This is a genomic window from Streptomyces sp. NPDC001002 (assembly GCF_053599215.1).
In genome coordinates, this window is sequence record NZ_JBSFLV010000020.1 from 1 (window position 1) to 18,095 (window position 18,095).

Genomic DNA, 18,095 nt, shown 5'->3' on the forward strand with positions numbered 1-18,095 from the left:
AGCGTGAGGGAAACGCCCGGTTACATTCCGAACCCGGAAGCTAAGCCTTACAGCGCCGATGGTACTGCAGGGGGGACCCTGTGGGAGAGTAGGACACCGCCGAACGATTATTCAAAGGGTTGGACCCGGAACTTTGGTTCCGGGTCCAACCCTTTTTTGTTGTGCGTAACTTGAAGTTCACGTTCCGCAACAACCATCCAAAGCATGGGTACTGCTGCAATGCTCAGGGCCGCCGGCGTCGGACTCGGTGACGAGGTCGTGGTGCCGGCCTTCGGGAACGTCGAGGTCGCCGAGGCCGTTGCGATGGCCGGAGCGCTGCCGGTGTTCGCCGACATACATCCGGTGACGTACTGCCTCGATGCGTCCGCTGTGGAGGCGGCCGTCACCTCGCGTACGGCGGCGATCGTCGTCGTACACCGCTTCGGGCGGCCGGCCGACATCGCGCGGCTGCATGGGATCGGGCAGCGGCACGGGCTGTTGGTGCTGGAGCAGGGGGAGTCCGAGGCGCCGTACGACGAGATCGCTCAGCGGCGGGAGCGGGCTTCCTATCTCGATGCGAAGCTGCGGGGGGTGCGTACCCCTGATGGTGGGGACGGGCACACCTATCAGCAGTATGTCGTGCGGGTGCCGGGGAACGGGCGGCCGGATCGGGACGCCTTCGCTCGGGCCGTGCGGGGCAGGGGAGTCGAGTGCCGGGTGCCGGTGAAGACGCCTGTGCATCGGCTGCCGGAGTTCCGGCGGTGTGTGGCTCTGCCGGAGACCGAGCGGGCCGCCGACGAGACGCTCGCGCTGCCGGTGGACGCCTCGTTGACGAAGCGGGAGATGCAGCGGATCGTGTCCGCGTGCAACGCGCTCGGGGGACTGTTGCAGCCCGCTTTCTGACCGAGTCGGGGGCAGGCGGCGGAGGTTGGGCCCACGGGTCTGTTCGGGGTATGATCTGTTTCGTCGCCGCGAGGGAAACCTCGAAAGGTGACAGGCCCTCTTAGCTCAGTCGGTAGAGCGTCTCCATGGTAAGGAGAAGGTCAACGGTTCGATTCCGTTAGAGGGCTCAAGCAGTCAGAAGGCCCCGCCCAATTGGGCGGGGCCTTCTGCGTGTTCGGGGTCAGTCCTTCTGGAGGCCCGGGACGCGCATCGCGAGGATCGCCATGTCGTCGGACGGGGCGTCGGACGCGAAGCGTTCCACCGCGCGCATGATGCGGGCGGCGACCGCGCCGGCCGTCAGGCCCGTACAGGTCGTGAGGACGTCGGTGAGACCGTCGTCGCCCAACATGCGGGTGCCTTCGCGGCGTTCGGTGACGCCGTCGGTGACGCAGAGGAGGACGTCGCCCGGGTCGAGGGTGACCGTCTGCTCGTAGAGCTCCAGATCCTCCATGACACCGAGGAGCGGCTGGGGTTCGGCGGCCGGTTCGACCGTGCCGTCCTGGCGCAGGCGGAGCGGGAGGGGGTGGCCGGCGCAGACCACCTTCAGTTCCGCGCTGCCGTCCTCCTGGGGCCGCAACTCGCCGTAGAGGAGCGTCAGGAAGCGGCTGCGGGCGCCCTCGTCGAGGATCGCGGAGTTGAGGCGCTCCAGGACAGCCGGGCCACTGAGGCCCTCCCTGGCGAGCAGCCGCAGGGCGTGGCGGGCCAGGCCCGTGACCGCGGCCGCGTTCGGGCCGGTGCCGCAGACGTCGCCGATGGCGAAGCCGTAGGCGCCGTCGCTGATCGGGAAGAGGTCGTAGAAGTCGCCGCCGACCTCGTTGCCCTCGCCGGCCGCGCGGTAGATGACCTCGACCTCTACGCCGTCGATCTCGGGGAGTTCGGGCGGCAGGAGGCTGCGCTGGAGGGACTGGCTGATGGCCGTGCGCTCGGAGTAGAGGCGGGCGTTGTCGAGGGCGAGGGCGGCCCGGCGGCTCAAGTCCTCGGCCAGTTCCAGGATTTCCTGGCGGAAGTGTTCGTCGGTGGGCTTGCCGAGGGTCAGCATGCCGATGACGCGGTTGCGGGCCACCAGGGGCAGGACGACCGTCTCGCCGCCGACCGCGGAGGCTGTCGCGAGGGTCGGGCCGATGCCCGAGGCGACCTGGCGGGTGGGGCCGCCGGTGAGGCCGAGGCTGCGCATGGAGCTGCGCAGGGCGGCCTGGTGGGCGACCTCTCCGGGCTTCGACCAGACGCGCGCACCCGGGGTCGGTACCGGGTCGGGCGGGGAGATCTTCGACAGCAACGACTTGATGCCGTCGATGAGTTCCTCGTCCTCGTGCAGGACGTACGAGAGATACGGCTCGGAGGCCTGGTCCGCGATCGTGTAGACGGCACACCAGGTGGCCAGTGTCGGGACCGTCATCTGGGCCATCAGGGCGAGGGTCTGGTCGCGGTCCAGGGTGCCGGCGAGGAGGTCGGAGGCTTCGACGAGGAAGCTCAGGGAGCCTCGGCGCAGGCGTTCCAGTTCGCCGAGGCGGGCCGACTCGACGGCCAACGCGATGCGGTCGGCGGCGAATTGGAGGCGCAGGGCCTCTTCGTTCGAGTATCTGCCGGGTGACTCGGCGGCCACGCCGAGGGAGCCGGTGAGGCGGCCCTCGACCTTCAGCGGGACCGTGACGACCGAGCGCATGCCGGTGCCGTTGAGAAGCGGGACGGCGCCGGGTACGGCGGTGAGGTCGTCGTGGACGGCGGGCATGCGGGCCGAGCCGTAGCGGCCGGGGCCGGCCTCGACGGGCACGCGCGCGAAGCGCTGGCGGGCGGAGGGCAGGCCGGTGGAGGCGCGGACCTCCAACTCCGTTTCGTCGTCGGTCGCCAGGAGCAGGAAGGCCGAGTCGGCGTCGAGCATGTCGCGGGCGCGCTCCACCGTGCGCTGGAGCAGACCGTCGAGGTCGTCCGGAGCGGGGGAGCCGATGAACACCTCGAAGGGGTCCGTGCTCTGGCCGTCGGGCGAGGTGCTCGAGTCGGACGAGGGCATCCGCAACGGGGTCTGCAGCACAGCCCGTTCGTGGTCGCGCACCAGGAGGCAGACCGTGGAGGGCTCGCCGCCCGTGTCGCGGACGCGGAGGTGGGAGGCGTAGACGGGGGTGACGCGGCCGTTGGCGCCCCTTATGCCGTAACTGCCTTCCCAGCGCGAGAGTTGGAGTGCCTCCACGATGCCGGTGCTGGTGCCCGGGGTGTGCGGCCAGGCCGCGAGGTCGGTGAGGGGCTTGCCGGTGACCTGGTCGGAGGGGTAGCCGAAGAGTTCCTCGGCGTCCTCGCTCCAGGCGGTGATGGCGCCGCCGCGGTCGATCTGGACGACGGCGACGCGGACCCGGCCGTCGGCGAGGGGGAGGAGGTCGGCGGGCAGGGACGGGCCTGCCGCGCGCGTGCCCACCGCGCGTTCCGGCAGGACCAGTTGGAACCAGACCGTCTTGTGGGTGGGCGTGTACTCGACGCCCCAGCGGTCGGCGAGGGCCGCGCACAGCTGGAGTCCGCGGCCGCCCTCGCGGTCGGGGCTGCCCATGGTGGAGGGGTGGCCCTGGAGCGGGATCTCGCGTTCGGGATAGTGGTCGGCGACTTCGATGCGTACGCCTTCGTCACTGCGTAGGCACAGGACGTCGGCGGCGGTGCCGGCGTGCACCACGGCGTTGGTCACCAGCTCGCTGGTGAGGACCACGGCGTCGTCGACGATGTCGGCGAAACCCCAGCCCTGGAGGGTGTCGCGGACGAAGGAGCGGGCGGTCGCTACCGATCGACCGACGGGCTCGAAGCTGGCGGCCGCGCGCGCGGTGATCACAGAACTCCTCAGCCGGTTGTCGACGGGCAGGGCTGCGTGGCCGACCGGCTCGTGCCGCTGATGCGGCAGGCCGCCCGTCGGCCTACGGTCCGGGGGCTGTCCCCCGGGGATCAGTCCGGTGGTCATGTGTTGCGGCCGCCCCTCCGATGCCCGCTCGTTGTCGTGCCACCGCCCAGGCCGGACGGACCGGTGCGGCTGGACAGCCGCATGCAAGGTTACTTACCTTCGCCGTCCGGGCGGATGCCGGTCTGCAGTGTTTCCGCCCAGAGGGTGTGCGGACGCTGTGCGAAGCTGCCGAACTGTTATGGCCGGGTTCAGACAGGGTGAAACACTGGGCAGGCTTCATGTGAAGGTACGGGCAGGCCGCGTGTCATATCTGTACGGCGGGCAGCAGCCCCTGGGTGTGGCCTGATTACATCGGGCAGAGATATGCAGCAGTAACTGGTACGCCGAACAGTAGTACGCGAGCACAGCAGCAACGGTCGACCCCTTCGGGAGGGACACAGTGGAGTCTGGCGCAGCGACGCGGGGCACTAAAACGCGCGCGAAAGGCGGACAGTCCCTGAAGAACCAGCGCAAACCACGCGCCGGGACGACCGAGGTGGACACAGCCGCCCTCGATCGGTTGCTGACGGCACTCGTCTCCATGCGGGACGGGAATTTCCGTAAGCGGCTCACGGTGTCCGGCGACGGCGTGATGTCGGAGATCGCCGCTGTTTTCAATGAGGTCGCCGACCGCAATCTCCATTTGACGGGTGAATTGTCGCGTGTAAGGCGCGTGGTGGGGCGTGAGGGCAAGCTCACCGAGCGGCTGGAGTCGGGTGCCTACGAGGGCTCCTGGGCGGCCGCCGTGGACGCCTCGAACGCCCTCGTGGACGATCTCGTACGACCTGTCTCCGAGGTCGGCCGGGTGCTGTCGGCGGTCGCTGAGGGCGATCTGTCGCCGCGGATGGAGCTGCGGACGCAGGCGCCGGACGGGACCGGGCATCCGCTGCGCGGGGAGTTCCTGAAGGTCGGCCGGACGGTCAACAACCTTGTCGACCAGTTGTCCACGTTCACCGACGAGGTCACGCGTGTGGCCAGCGAGGTGGGCACCGAGGGCAAGCTGGGCGGACAGGCACGCGTGCGTGGCATGTCGGGTTCGTGGAAGGACCTGACGGACTCCGTCAACACGATGGCGTACCGGCTGACGGCTCAGGTGCGGGACATCGCGCTGGTGACGACGGCGGTCGCGAAGGGCGATCTGTCGCGCAAGGTCACGGTCCATGTCGCCGGCGAGATGCTGGAGCTGAAGAACACCGTCAACACGATGGTGGACCAGCTGTCGTCGTTCTCCTCCGAGGTGACGCGAGTCGCGCGCGAGGTGGGCACCGAGGGCGAGCTCGGCGGGCAGGCGCAGGTGCCGGGTGTGGCCGGTGTGTGGAAGGACCTCACCGATTCGGTGAACCTCATGGCCGGCAACCTGACGGCCCAGGTGCGCGGGATCGCCCAGGTGACCACGGCGGTCGCCAACGGTGACCTGTCGCAGAAGGTGACCGTGTCGGCGCGCGGTGAGATCGCGCAGCTCGCGGACACCATCAACCAGATGACCGAGACGCTGCGGATCTTCGCGGACGAGGTCACGCGCGTGGCCAACGAGGTCGGTGCCGCGGGACAGCTGGGCGGCCAGGCGAACGTGCCGGGTGCGGCCGGTACGTGGAAGGACCTGACGGACTCCGTCAACACGGTCTTCCGCAACCTCACCACCCAGGTGCGGGACATCGCCGCGGTGACCACGGCCGTGGCCAGTGGTGACCTCTCCCAGAAGGTCACGGTCGACGTGGCCGGCGAGATGCTGGAGCTGAAGAACACCGTCAACGGGATGGTGGACCAGCTGTCGTCCTTCGGTTCCGAGGTCACGCGCGTGGCGCGCGAGGTCGGTGTCGAGGGTGAACTGGGCGGCCAGGCGCAGGTGCCGGGCGCGGCCGGTACGTGGAAGGACCTGACGGACTCGGTCAACACCGCGTTCCGCAACCTCACCGGGCAGGTGCGCAACATCGCCCAGGTGACGACGGCGGTGGCCAACGGCGATCTGTCGCAGAAGGTCACCGTGGACGTCTCCGGCGAGATGCTCCAGCTGAAGAACACCGTGAACACGATGGTGGACCAGCTGTCGTCCTTCGCCGACCAGGTGACGCGGATGGCCCGGGACGTGGGCACGGAGGGCCGCCTCGGCGGTCAGGCGGTCGTACCGGGGGTCGCGGGTACGTGGAAGGAACTCACCGACTCCGTCAACGGCATGGCGGGCAACCTCACCGCCCAGGTGCGCAACATCGCCCAGGTGACCACCGCGGTCGCGCAGGGTGACCTGTCGCAGAAGATCACCGTGGACGCGCGCGGGGAGATCCTGGAGCTGAAGAACACCGTCAACACGATGGTCGACCAGCTCTCCGGGTTCGCCGAGCAGGTGACCCGGGTGGCCCGTGAGGTGGGCACGGAGGGCCGCCTCGGCGGGCAGGCGCAGGTGCCGGGTGTGGCCGGTGTGTGGCGGGACCTGACCGACTCCGTGAACGGCATGGCCGGGAACCTCACGGCTCAGGTGCGCAACATCGCCCAGGTCGCCACCGCGGTCGCCCGGGGTGACCTGTCGCAGAAGATCACCGTGGACGCGCGCGGGGAGATCCAGGAGCTGAAGAACACCCTGAACACGATGGTCGACCAGCTGTCGTCGTTCGCGGAGGAGGTCACCCGGGTCGCCCGCGAGGTGGGCACGGAGGGCCAACTGGGCGGTCAGGCCGAGGTGCAGGGGGTCTCCGGCACCTGGAAGGACCTCACCCAGTCCGTGAACTTCATGGCGAACAACCTGACCATCCAGGTCCGCAACATCGCCGAGGTCACCACCGCGGTCGCCAAGGGCGACCTGTCGAAGAAGGTCACCGTCGACGCGAAGGGCGAGATCCTCGAACTCGTCACCACCGTCAACACGATGGTCGACCAGCTGTCGTCCTTCGCCGAGCAGGTGACCCGGGTGGCGCGCGAGGTGGGCACCGAGGGCATCCTGGGCGGCCAGGCGCACGTACCCGGCATCACGGGCATCTGGAAGGACCTCAGCGGCAACGTCAACCTGATGGCCAAGAACCTGACCGTGCAGGTGCGGAACATCTCGCAGGTCGCCGCGGCCGTCGCCAACGGCGACCTGACCCGGACGGTGACGATCGAGGCGCGCGGCGAGGTCGCGCAGCTCGCCGACACCATCAACACCATGGTGAAGACGCTGAGTTCGTTCGCCGAGCAGGTCACCAAGGTGGCCCGCGAGGTGGGTACGGACGGCATCCTGGGCGGGCAGGCGCGGGTGCCCGGCGTGGCCGGCACGTGGAAGGACCTCACCGAGTCGGTGAACCAGATGGCGTCCAACCTGACCGGTCAGGTGCGCAACATCGCCATGGTCACCACCGCCATCGCCAAGGGCGATCTCACCAAGAAGATCGACATCGACGCGCGCGGGGAGATCCTCGAACTCAAGACGACCATCAACACCATGGTCGACCAGCTGTCCTCCTTCGCGGAGGAGGTCACCCGAGTAGCCCGCGAGGTGGGCACCGAGGGACAGCTCGGCGGCCAGGCACGCGTGCGTGACGTCGACGGCACCTGGCGCGACCTCACCGAGTCGGTGAACGAGATGGCCGGGAACCTGACCCGGCAGGTGCGTGCCATCGCGCGCGTGGCGACCGCGGTGACCCGCGGCGACCTGAACCTGAAGATCGACGTGGACGCGTCCGGGGAGATCCAGGAACTGCAGGACTACATCAACAAGATGATCGCCAACCTGCGCGACACCACCATCGCCAACAAGGAGCAGGACTGGCTCAAGGGCAACCTCGCCCGTATCTCCGCGCTGATGCAGGGCCGCCGCGACATGCAGGACGTGGCCTCGCTGATCATGAGCGAGCTGACGCCGGTGGTCTCCGCCCAGCACGGCGCGTTCTTCGTCGCGATGCCCGTGGCGGACGCGGAGGGCGAGGAGGCGTACGAACTGCGCATGCTCGGGTCGTACGGCTACTCCATGGGCTCCATGCCGACGTCGTTCAGGCCGGGCGAGGCGCTGATCGGGACGGCCGCGCAGGAGAAGCGCACGATCCTCGTGGAGAACGCGCCCAGCGGCTATCTGAAGATCTCCTCGGGGCTCGGCGAGGCGCCGCCCGCGCAGGTGATCGTCCTTCCGGTGCTCTTCGAAGGGCAGGTGCTCGGCGTCATCGAGCTGGCCTCCTTCACGCCCTTCACGCAGATCCAGAAGGACTTCCTGAACCAGATCGCCGAGATGATCGCGACCAGCGTCAACACGATCTCCGTCAACACCAAGACGGAGCAGCTGCTGAAGCAGTCGCAGGAGCTGACCGAGCAACTCCGGGAGCGGTCGGCCGAGTTGGAGAACCGGCAGAAGGCCCTCCAGGCGTCCAACGCCGAACTGGAGGACAAGGCCGAGCTGTTGGCCCAGCAGAACCGCGACATCGAGGTGAAGAACACCGAGATCGAGGAGGCCCGGCAGGTCCTGGAGGAGCGCGCCGAGCAGCTCGCGGTCTCCATGCGCTACAAGAGCGAGTTCCTGGCCAACATGTCGCACGAGCTGCGTACGCCGCTCAACTCGCTGCTGATCCTGGCCAAGTTGCTCGCCGACAACGCGGACGCCAACCTCACCCCGAAGCAGGTCGAGTTCGCCGAGACCATCCACGGCGCGGGATCCGACCTGCTCCAGCTGATCAACGACATCCTCGACCTGTCGAAGGTCGAGGCGGGCAAGATGGACGTCTCCCCGACGCGCATCGCCCTGGTCCAGCTCGTCGACTACGTGGAGGCCACCTTCCGGCCGCTGACCGCGGAGAAGGGCCTGGACCTGTCGGTGCGGGTCTCGCCGGAGCTGCCGGCCACGCTGCACACCGACGAGCAGCGTCTGCTCCAGGTGCTGCGCAACCTGCTGTCCAACGCGGTCAAGTTCACCGACTCCGGGGCGGTGGAGCTGGTGATCAGGCCGGCCGGCGCGGACACACCCGCGTCGATCCGGGAGCAGTTGCTGGAGGCCGGTTCGCTGCGGGACGCGGACGCCGACCTGATCGCGTTCTCCGTGACCGACACCGGGATCGGCATCGCGGCCAGCAAGATGCGGGTGATCTTCGAGGCGTTCAAGCAGGCGGACGGCACGACCAGCCGCAAGTACGGCGGTACGGGCCTGGGGCTGTCGATCTCCCGGGAGATCGCCCAGCTGCTCGGCGGCGAGATCCACGCGCAGAGCGAACCGGGACGCGGCTCGACGTTCACGCTGTATTTGCCGCTGCACCCCAGCGAACTGCCGCCGCAGGGCTATCAGCAGCCGATGCCGGCCCTCGGGGCCAGCGATCTGGTGGCCGCGGCGGACCTGGCCCAGCTCACCGAGTCGGCGATCGAGACGCCGGCCGAGGTGAAGTCGTACCAGGAGACCCAGAACGGGGCCGCCGCGCTCTTCCGGCGCCGTCGACGGCCGGGGCTCGACACCGAGTACCGCAACGGCGCCCTGGAGCCGCGTACGGCTCTGGAGCCGAGCGCGGTGCTGCAGCCGCACCGCAACATCCGCTTCGCCGGGCAGAAGGTGCTCATCGTCGACGACGACATCCGCAACGTGTTCGCGTTGACCAGCGTGTTGGAGCAGCACGGTCTTTCGGTGCTGTACGCGGAGAACGGGCGCGAGGGCATCGAGGTGCTGGAGCAGCACGACGACGTGGCGGTCGTCCTGATGGACATCATGATGCCGGAGATGGACGGGTACGCGACGACGAACGCCATCCGGCGGATGCCTCAGTTCGCGGGTCTGCCGATCATCGCGCTGACCGCGAAGGCGATGAAGGGCGACCGGGAGAAGGCCATCGAGTCGGGCGCCTCGGACTACGTCACCAAGCCGGTCGATCCCGATCATCTGCTGGCTGTGATGGATCAGTGGATGCGAGGGGAGTGAGGGGAACCTTTGATGTTCACACGGAGTTGCTGACTGAGTGTGCCCGTAGCGGTGTAGAAGTACGGGAAGCGGGGAACCTTCTGGTCTCCCACTGCGTTTCTGCTACGTGCACAGTGACATCGCGGTGACAGGGTGTGGCGACAGGCGGGGTGCGGCTACGATGACCGGCACAAGGACGGGCGGCGAAAGGGAGTCGTCCCCAGGGGCGGCGCCCGGTGCACATCCGGGGCGAGGAGGGCGGGCCATGGTGCAGAAGGCCAAGATCCTCCTGGTCGATGACCGGCCGGAGAATCTGCTGGCGCTGGAGGCCATCCTCTCCGCGCTCGATCAGACACTGGTGCGGGCATCGTCCGGGGAGGAAGCACTCAAGGCACTGCTCACGGACGACTTCGCGGTCATTCTGCTGGACGTGCAGATGCCGGGCATGGACGGATTCGAGACGGCCGCGCACATCAAGCGGCGGGAGCGGACCCGGGACATCCCGATCATCTTCCTCACCGCGATCAACCACGGTCCGCACCACACCTTCCGCGGGTACGCGGCGGGCGCGGTCGACTACATCTCCAAGCCGTTCGACCCGTGGGTGCTGCGCGCGAAGGTCTCGGTCTTCGTCGAGCTGTACATGAAGAACTGCCAACTGCGGGAGCAGGCGGCGCTGCTGCGGCTCCAGTTGGAGGGCGGCGGCGGCAAGGCCGCGGTCGGTGAGGCCAAGGAACCGGCCTCTCTGCTCGCCGAGCTGTCGGCGCGGCTCGCGGCCGTCGAGGAGCAGGCCGAGGCGCTGTCCAAGCAGCTCGACGACGAGTCGGCGGACGCGGCGGCGGTGGCCACGGCGGCCCATCTCGAACGCAAACTCACCGGCCTGCGACGGGCGCTGGACGCCCTGGAGCCGGGCGCCGGGAACACGTCGACGGTGCCTTCGCAGAACTGACGCCCGCGCGCGGCACAGTTGCGGATGAGGACGCGTCAGTTCCGCGTACACCCAAGGACGACACGAACGGGTGAAGCAGTGGGCACACGTGTCCCTTGTCGTCTCCACCGGTAACCTCACACCTATGGCCTCACGTCCCTCCGCTGCCAAGAAGCAGCCCGCGAAGAAGGCGGCGGCTCCGGCGAAGAAGGCCGCTGCGAAGAAGCCCCCGGCGAAGAAGGCGCCCGCCAGGAAGGCGGCGGCCAAGAAAGCCGCGCCCCCGAAGCCGGCGCCGAGTCCGACCGGCGGCATCTACAGGCTCGTACGCGCCGTCTGGCTGGGCCTGGCGCACTCCGTGGGCGCGGTGTTCCGCGGCATAGGGAACGGCGCGAAGAACCTCGACCCGGCGCACCGCAAGGACGGGGTCGCGCTGCTGCTGCTCGGCGTCGCCCTGATCGTCGCCGCGGGCACCTGGGCCGATCTGCGCGGACCGGTCGGGGACCTCGTCGAGATCCTGGTGACCGGCGCCTTCGGCCGCCTCGACCTGCTCGTGCCGATACTGCTCGCGGTCATCGCCGTGCGGTTCATCCGGCATCCCGAGAAGCCCGAGGCCAACGGCCGCATCGTGATCGGGCTTTCCGCGCTCGTCATCGGCGTGCTCGGCCAGGTCCACATCGCGTGCGGCGCGCCCGCTCGCAGCGACGGCATGCAGGCCATAAGGGACGCCGGCGGTCTCATCGGCTGGGGCGCGGCGACCCCGCTGACGTACACCATGGGCGAGGTGCTGGCCGTACCGCTGCTCGTGCTGCTGACGGTCTTCGGGCTGCTCGTGGTGACGGCCACCCCGGTCAACGCGATCCCGCAGCGGCTGCGGCTGCTCGGCGTGAAGCTCGGTGTCGTGCACGCGCCGGAGCTCGAAGAGGACGAGTTCGCCGAGGACGAGCAGCGCTACGACGAGCAGTGGCGCGAGGCGCTGCCGGCACGCGCGCGTAAGCGCGGTTCGAGCCCTGAGGCGTACGACCCCGACAGCGCGGAGCAGGAGGCCCTCTCCAAGCGCCGTGGCCGCCCCAGGCGCTCCGCCGTGCAGCAGCCCGACATGAACCGGCCCATGGACGCCGTGGACGTCGCCGCGGCCGCCGCTGCCGCGCTCGACGGAGCCGTGCTGCACGGGATGCCGCCCTCGCCGATCGTCGCCGACCTCACCCAGGGCGTGCGCGTCGGCGACCGGGAGGAGACGACGCCCACCCCGACGCCGGTGCCGGCCGCGCGGCCCAAGCAGGAGAAGCTGAAGGTCGAGGTCGCCGACCTCACCAAGCCCGCGCCCGAGGCCCCGAGCGACCTCCCGCCACGCGCCGAACAGCTCCAGCTCTCCGGCGACATCACGTACGCGCTGCCCTCCCTCGACCTCCTCACCCGCGGCGGCCCCGGCAAGGCGCGCTCCGCCGCCAACGACGCGGTCGTCGCCTCGCTCACCAACGTCTTCGCCGAGTTCAAGGTCGACGCGGCCGTCACCGGCTTCACACGCGGGCCGACGGTCACGCGCTACGAGGTCGAGCTCGGCCCCGCCGTGAAGGTCGAGCGAATCACCGCGCTCACCAAGAACATCGCGTACGCCGTCGCCAGCCCCGACGTCCGGATCATCTCGCCGATCCCCGGCAAGTCCGCGGTCGGCATCGAGATCCCGAACACCGACCGCGAGATGGTCAACCTCGGTGACGTACTCCGGTTGGCGGCCGCCGCCGAGGACGACCACCCCATGCTGGTGGCGCTCGGCAAGGACGTCGAGGGCGGCTATGTGATGGCCAACCTGGCGAAGATGCCGCACGTCCTGGTCGCCGGAGCCACCGGTTCCGGTAAATCGTCGTGCATTAACTGCCTGATTACGTCAATCATGGTCCGCGCGACTCCCGAGGACGTGCGCATGGTCCTCGTCGACCCGAAGCGCGTCGAGCTGACCGCGTACGAGGGCATCCCGCACCTGATCACGCCGATCATCACCAACCCGAAGCGGGCCGCCGAGGCGCTCCAGTGGGTCGTACGCGAGATGGACCTGCGCTACGACGACCTCGCGGCGTTCGGCTATCGGCACATCGACGACTTCAACCAGGCCATCCGGGACGGCAAGCTCAAGACGCCCGAGGGCAGCGAGCGGGAGCTCAAGACCTATCCGTATCTCCTGGTGATCGTCGACGAACTCGCCGACCTGATGATGGTGGCCCCGCGTGACGTCGAGGACTCGATCGTGCGCATCACGCAGCTCGCGCGCGCGGCCGGCATCCACCTGGTGCTCGCCACACAGCGGCCCTCCGTCGACGTCGTCACCGGTCTGATCAAGGCGAACGTGCCCTCGCGGCTCGCCTTCGCCACCTCCTCGCTCGCCGACAGCCGCGTCATCCTGGACCAGCCCGGCGCCGAGAAGCTCATTGGCAAGGGCGACGGGCTGTATCTGCCGATGGGTCAGAACAAGCCCACGCGTATGCAGGGCGCCTTCGTGACCGAGGAGGAGGTCGCGGTCGTCGTCCAGCACTGCAAGGACCAGATGGCGCCCGTCTTCCGGGACGACGTCACCGTGGGCACCAAGCAGAAGAAGGAGATCGACGAGGAGATCGGCGACGACCTCGACCTGCTGTGCCAGGCGGCCGAGCTGGTGGTCTCCACCCAGTTCGGGTCGACCTCCATGCTCCAGCGCAAGCTGCGCGTCGGCTTCGCCAAGGCGGGGCGGCTCATGGACCTGATGGAGTCCCGGGGGATCGTCGGACCGAGCGAGGGCTCCAAGGCGCGTGACGTTCTTGTGAAGGGTGACGAGCTGGATGGTGTGCTCGCGGTGATCCGCGGGGAGGCGTAAAGGGAGTCCGGTACGGGTTCCGGACCGGGTGCGGTCACCGATGTTCGATCGTGATCCACCCGTAAGGGATCATTGAGCAACCGTTTCCCTTCGGCGTACGTCAAGTTGAGGGAAGCGACAGGAAGTACCCCCACCATCGGCGTGTCCGGCCATACCGATGGGCTACAAAGTCCCACCGCCCGGTTGCCCCACCCTTTCGTACCCCCCCTAGACTGAACCTCCAGCACAGGTGGCTTAAACGCTCGAAAGGCGCCCCCGTGTCCATCGGCAACTCTCCTGAAGACGAGCGTCCGTTCGAAGACGATCGCGAGGAAGCCCGCCCCTCCATCGGCCGCGCCCTTCAGCAGGCGCGTATCGCGGCCGGGCTCACCGTCGACGATGTCAGCAATGCCACCCGAGTCCGCATCGCCATCGTGCACGCCATCGAGGCGGACGACTTCGCTCCCTGTGGCGGAGACGTCTACGCGCGCGGGCACATCCGGACCCTGGCCAAGGCCGTCCACCTCGATCCCGCACCGCTGCTCGAACAGTTCAGCGAGGCGCACGGCGGTGGCCGTCCGGCCCCGACGCCGGCCGCCCCGCTCTTCGAGGCGGAGCGCATCCGCCCCGAGCGGCGCGGGCCCAACTGGACCGCGGCGATGGTCGCCGCGATCGTCGCCGTGATCGGCTTCGTCGGCTTCACCGCCTTCAAGGGCGGCGACGACGGTGCGAAGACGCAGGTGGCCGAGGGCTCCACGCCCACGGTCAGCAAGTCGGCCTCGCCCACCCCCAAGAAGACCCCCTCCGAGAACCCCAAGAGCGACCCCTCCGACAGTGCCATCGCGGCCGCGCCCCAGGACAAGGTGACCGTCCAGGTCAGCGCCGCCGACGGACGCAGCTGGATCTCCGCCAAGGACCACAACGGCCGGCTGCTCTTCGACGGCCTGCTGGAGCAGGGCGACTCCAAGACCTTCCAGGACAGCGACAAGATCAACCTCGTCCTCGGTGACGCGGGCGCGATCCAGCTGTTCGTCAACGGCAAGAAGATCGAGGACGACTTCCAGCCGGGCGCCGTGGAGCGCCTGACGTATACGAAGGGCGATCCGCAGGTCGGCTAGAGACGACGGTCGTACCGTCGAGCGGGACCTGATGCGTGTTCATGCGGGGCTGGCGATGATCGCCAGCCCCGTCGACGTGGGGTGTCAGTGGGACGAAGTAGTCTTGAGCCCATGCCTGAACGCCGTACCGTCGCACTCGTCACCCTTGGCTGCGCCCGTAACGAGGTGGACTCGGAGGAGCTCGCAGGCCGCTTGGAGGCGGACGGCTGGGACCTCGTGGAGGACGCCGCGGACGCGGACGTGGCCGTCGTCAACACGTGCGGCTTCGTCGACGCCGCCAAGAAGGACTCCGTCGACGCCCTCCTGGAGGCCAACGACCTCAAGGGGCACGGCAGAACCCAGGCCGTGGTGGCGGTGGGCTGCATGGCCGAGCGGTACGGCAAGGACCTCGCCGAGGCCCTCCCCGAGGCCGACGGCGTGCTCGGCTTCGACGACTACGCGGACATCTCCGACCGCCTGCAGACCATCCTGAACGGCGGCATCCACGCCTCCCACACCCCCCGCGACCGCCGCAAGCTGCTCCCGATCAGCCCGGCACAGCGTCAGGAATCGGCCGCCGGCGTCGCGCTGCCCGGACACGGCCCGGCCGCGCCGGTCGCCCCCGCCGACCTCCCGGAGGGCCTCGCCCCGGCGTCCGGCCCCCGCGCGCCCCTGCGCCGCCGCCTCGACGGCTCCCCGGTCGCCTCGGTGAAGCTCGCCTCCGGCTGCGACCGGCGCTGCTCCTTCTGCGCCATCCCGTCCTTCCGCGGCTCCTTCATCTCCCGCCGCCCCAGCGACGTCCTCAACGAGACGCGCTGGCTGGCCGAGCAGGGCGTCAAGGAGGTCATGCTGGTCTCCGAGAACAACACGTCCTACGGCAAGGACCTGGGCGACATCCGCCTCCTGGAGTCCCTCCTGCCCGAACTCGCCGACGTCGACGGCATCGAGCGCGTGCGCGTCAGCTACCTCCAGCCGGCCGAGATGCGCCCCGGCCTCATCGACGTACTGACCTCGACGCCCAAGGTCGCCCCGTACTTCGACCTCTCCTTCCAGCACTCCGCCCCCGACGTGCTGCGCGCCATGCGCCGCTTCGGCGACACCGACCGCTTCCTGGAACTGCTCGGCACGATCCGCTCCAAGGCCCCGCAGGCCGGCGTGCGCTCCAACTTCATCGTGGGCTTCCCCGGCGAGACCGAGGCCGACCTGGCCGAGCTGGAGCGGTTCCTGAACGGCGCGCGGCTGGACGCCATCGGCGTCTTCGGCTACTCCGACGAGGACGGCACGGAGGCCGCCGGCTACGAGAACAAGCTGCACGAGGACGTCGTCGCCGAGCGGCTGGCCCGTGTCTCGAGGCTCGCCGAGGAACTCGTCTCGCAGCGCGCCGAGGAGCGCCTGGGCGAGACCGTGCAGGTACTCGTGGAGTCCGTGGACGACGAGGGCGTGTACGGGCGCGGGACGCACCAGGCGCCGGAGACGGACGGCCAGGTGCTGCTCACGAGCGGCGCGGGACTGAGCGTCGGCCGTATCGTCGAGGCCAAGGTGGTCGGTACGGAAGGTGTCGACCTGGTGGCCGAGCCGCTCGCGGGCTCGCTCGACCGTAGTGAGGAGGCGGGCAGATGACCGGAGTGCCGGCATCGGCGGCGAACGGCTCCTCCGGCGCGCAGGGTGCGCCGGCGAGCGCGGCGTCCGGGGCCCTCTCCGATCCCGAGTCCGTATCGATGTCAGAGCCCGAGTCGCTGCCCGAGGCCGTGGCGTACGCCGTGTCCGACGGCAAGCCCGCGGTCACGCCCGAATCCGGTGCCGCGTCCGAGGCCGGGGTGAAGCCGGTGCGCGGCGGGAAGCTGGCCGCCGCTGCCGTCAACGAGGCCAGCGTCTGGAACATCGCCAACCTGCTGACCATGCTCCGGCTGGTCCTGGTCCCCGGCTTCGTCGCCCTGATGCTGGCAGACGGCGGGTATGACCCGGCCTGGCGCGCGTTCGCCTGGGCGGCCTTCGCGATCGCCATGATCACCGACCTGTTCGACGGTCACATCGCCCGGACGTACGACCTCGTCACCGACTTCGGGAAGATCGCCGACCCCATCGCCGACAAGGCGATCATGGGGGCGGCGCTGATCTGTCTCTCCTCGCTGGGTGATCTGCCCTGGTGGGTCACGATCGTCATCCTCGGCCGGGAACTGGGGATCACCCTGCTGCGTTTCCTGGTCATCCGCTACGGCGTCATCCCCGCGAGCCGGGGCGGCAAGCTCAAGACCCTCACGCAGGGCGTGGCCGTCGGGATGTACGTCCTCGCACTGACGGGCTGGCTGGCCACCCTGCGGTTCTGGGTGATGGCCGCGGCGGTCGTCCTGACCGTGGCGACCGGGCTCGACTATGTGAGACAGGCCATTGTGCTGCGCCGGCAAGGAATCGCCGAGCGCAAGGCCGCGTTGGAGGAGGCGGAAGCGTGAGTTCTCCGGCCGCCGACGTGGTGCGACTACTGACAGTGAAGGGCTGGACCCTCGCGGTCGCCGAGTCGCTGACCGGCGGGCTGGTTGCGGCGGACATCACATCGGTGCCCGGGGCCTCCAAGGCCTTCCGCGGCTCGGTCACGGCGTACGCCACTGAGTTGAAGCACGAACTCCTGGGTGTCGACGCCACCCTGCTGGCACAGCGCGGGGCGGTGGATCCGCAGGTCGCGGCCCAGATGGCGGCCGGAGTCCGCAAGGCGCTCGGCGCCGACTGGGGCATCGCGACCACCGGTGTGGCGGGGCCTCAGCCGCAGGACGGCAAGCCCGTCGGGACGGTTTTCGTGGCCGTGGACGGCCCCTTCGCGGGCGATTCCGGTTCCGCCGGTGGCGGAAAAGTAGAGGCCCTGCGGTTGAACGGCGACCGTGAGGAAATTCGTAGAGAGAGTGTACGGAGCGTACTCGCACTGCTTCTGGCGGAGCTCGTGAGCGAACACACCGGGAATGAGCGGGCACAGGATACGGAACAGAACGGGGGGTTTTGATGTTTACAGCCCTGAGTGAACACGACATCGCTCCCCGCACGGCCGCGGCGCAAGGCGGTACGGTGGGGCGTGAAGGATGCGGCTACGCGGTCCGAGGAGGGAGCCACCGATGATTCTGCTCCGTCGCCTGCTGGGTGACGTGCTGCGTCGGCAGCGCCAGCGCCAGGGCCGTACTCTGCGCGAAGTCTCCTCGTCCGCCCGAGTCTCACTCGGCTATCTCTCCGAGGTGGAGCGGGGGCAGAAGGAGGCATCTTCCGAGCTGCTCTCCGCCATCTGCGACGCGTTGGACGTACGGATGTCCGAACTCATGCGGGAAGTGAGCGACGAGCTCGCTCTCGCCGAACTGGCCCGGTCCGCCGCGGCCCCCGAACCCGTACCCACGCCGGTTCGCCCGAGGCTGGGTTCCGTGTCGGTGGCCGGTGTGCCACCGGAGCGGGTGACCATCAAGGCGCCCGCCGAGGCGGTCGACGTCGTCGCCGCGTGACGCTCACGCTGGTGTGCGGCTGATCAGGCGCTGACCGGCGTCGAAGATGTGTACGAGCCCCGGCCGGGGTCTCTCCCGAGAAGATCGGAGAGGCGCCGC

10 protein-coding genes, 1 tRNA gene and 1 rRNA gene are annotated in these 18,095 nt (G+C 69.2%); 11 read left to right on the forward strand and 1 reads right to left on the reverse strand.

Annotated elements, in window-relative coordinates; translation table 11 throughout:
• The 3 genes from rrf to ACWDR3_RS12090 all read left to right on the forward strand — a co-directional run.
• Window positions 1-105 (forward strand): 5S ribosomal RNA (gene rrf, locus ACWDR3_RS12080); the annotation flags it as partial.
• Window positions 106-219: 114 nt separating this feature from the next.
• Complete coding sequence (locus ACWDR3_RS12085; RefSeq protein WP_401722375.1) at window positions 220-882, forward strand: DegT/DnrJ/EryC1/StrS family aminotransferase; 663 nt, start codon at window positions 220-222, stop codon at window positions 880-882.
• Window positions 883-976: 94 nt separating this feature from the next.
• Window positions 977-1,049, forward strand: a tRNA-Thr gene (locus ACWDR3_RS12090).
• 53 nt (window positions 1,050-1,102) lie between these two features.
• On the opposite strand, the gene ACWDR3_RS12095 is transcribed toward ACWDR3_RS12090, so the two are convergent.
• Window positions 1,103-3,856: a SpoIIE family protein phosphatase gene (locus ACWDR3_RS12095; RefSeq protein ID WP_450352374.1), complete on the reverse strand. Its 2,754-nt coding sequence runs from the start codon at window positions 3,854-3,856 to the stop codon at window positions 1,103-1,105.
• 379 nt (window positions 3,857-4,235) lie between these two features.
• Here ACWDR3_RS12095 and ACWDR3_RS12100 point away from each other — a divergent pair, with 379 nt between their 5' ends.
• The 8 genes from ACWDR3_RS12100 (at window position 4,236) to ACWDR3_RS12135 (ending at window position 17,996) form a co-directional block, all read left to right on the forward strand.
• Window positions 4,236-9,692, forward strand: a complete 5,457-nt coding sequence (locus ACWDR3_RS12100; RefSeq protein WP_450352375.1) for a HAMP domain-containing protein — start codon at window positions 4,236-4,238, stop codon at window positions 9,690-9,692.
• Window positions 9,693-9,936: 244 nt separating this feature from the next.
• Window positions 9,937-10,620: a response regulator gene (locus tag ACWDR3_RS12105; RefSeq protein WP_402365000.1), complete on the forward strand. Its 684-nt coding sequence runs from the start codon at window positions 9,937-9,939 to the stop codon at window positions 10,618-10,620.
• Window positions 10,621-10,744: 124 nt separating this feature from the next.
• Entirely contained in the window at window positions 10,745-13,444 is a 2,700-nt protein-coding gene (locus ACWDR3_RS12110; protein ID WP_450352376.1) for a DNA translocase FtsK, read from the forward strand.
• 257 nt (window positions 13,445-13,701) lie between these two features.
• Entirely contained in the window at window positions 13,702-14,541 is an 840-nt protein-coding gene (locus tag ACWDR3_RS12115) for a helix-turn-helix domain-containing protein (RefSeq protein ID WP_450352377.1), read from the forward strand.
• Between the two features lie 111 nt (window positions 14,542-14,652).
• Window positions 14,653-16,140 carry a 30S ribosomal protein S12 methylthiotransferase RimO gene (gene rimO / locus ACWDR3_RS12120; RefSeq protein WP_450352378.1) on the forward strand — a complete coding sequence of 496 codons (1,488 nt, stop codon included), beginning with the start codon at window positions 14,653-14,655 and terminating at the stop codon, window positions 16,138-16,140.
• Complete coding sequence (pgsA, locus tag ACWDR3_RS12125; RefSeq protein WP_450352379.1) at window positions 16,137-16,970, forward strand: CDP-diacylglycerol--glycerol-3-phosphate 3-phosphatidyltransferase; 834 nt, start codon at window positions 16,137-16,139, stop codon at window positions 16,968-16,970. Before rimO ends, pgsA begins: the two co-directional genes overlap by 4 nt.
• Window positions 16,967-17,512, forward strand: a complete 546-nt coding sequence (locus ACWDR3_RS12130; RefSeq protein ID WP_450352380.1) for a CinA family protein — start codon at window positions 16,967-16,969, stop codon at window positions 17,510-17,512. Before pgsA ends, ACWDR3_RS12130 begins: the two co-directional genes overlap by 4 nt.
• Window positions 17,513-17,621: 109 nt before the next feature.
• Window positions 17,622-17,996: a helix-turn-helix domain-containing protein gene (locus ACWDR3_RS12135; protein WP_123997328.1), complete on the forward strand. Its 375-nt coding sequence runs from the start codon at window positions 17,622-17,624 to the stop codon at window positions 17,994-17,996.
• Window positions 17,997-18,095: the final 99 nt, after the last annotated feature.

Excerpts from the sequence above, each read along its gene's own strand:
- ACWDR3_RS12085 (WP_401722375.1), top strand. The coding sequence starts at position 220 with ATGCTCAGGGCCGCCGGCGTCGGACTCGGTGACGAGGTCGTGGTGCCG.
- ACWDR3_RS12095 (WP_450352374.1), bottom strand. The coding sequence starts at position 3,856 with ATGACCACCGGACTGATCCCCGGGGGACAGCCCCCGGACCGTAGGCCG.
- ACWDR3_RS12105 (WP_402365000.1), top strand. The coding sequence starts at position 9,937 with ATGGTGCAGAAGGCCAAGATCCTCCTGGTCGATGACCGGCCGGAGAAT.
- ACWDR3_RS12110 (WP_450352376.1), top strand. The coding sequence starts at position 10,745 with ATGGCCTCACGTCCCTCCGCTGCCAAGAAGCAGCCCGCGAAGAAGGCG.
- rimO (WP_450352378.1), top strand. The coding sequence starts at position 14,653 with ATGCCTGAACGCCGTACCGTCGCACTCGTCACCCTTGGCTGCGCCCGT.
- pgsA (WP_450352379.1), top strand. The coding sequence starts at position 16,137 with ATGACCGGAGTGCCGGCATCGGCGGCGAACGGCTCCTCCGGCGCGCAG.
- ACWDR3_RS12135 (WP_123997328.1), top strand. The coding sequence starts at position 17,622 with ATGATTCTGCTCCGTCGCCTGCTGGGTGACGTGCTGCGTCGGCAGCGC.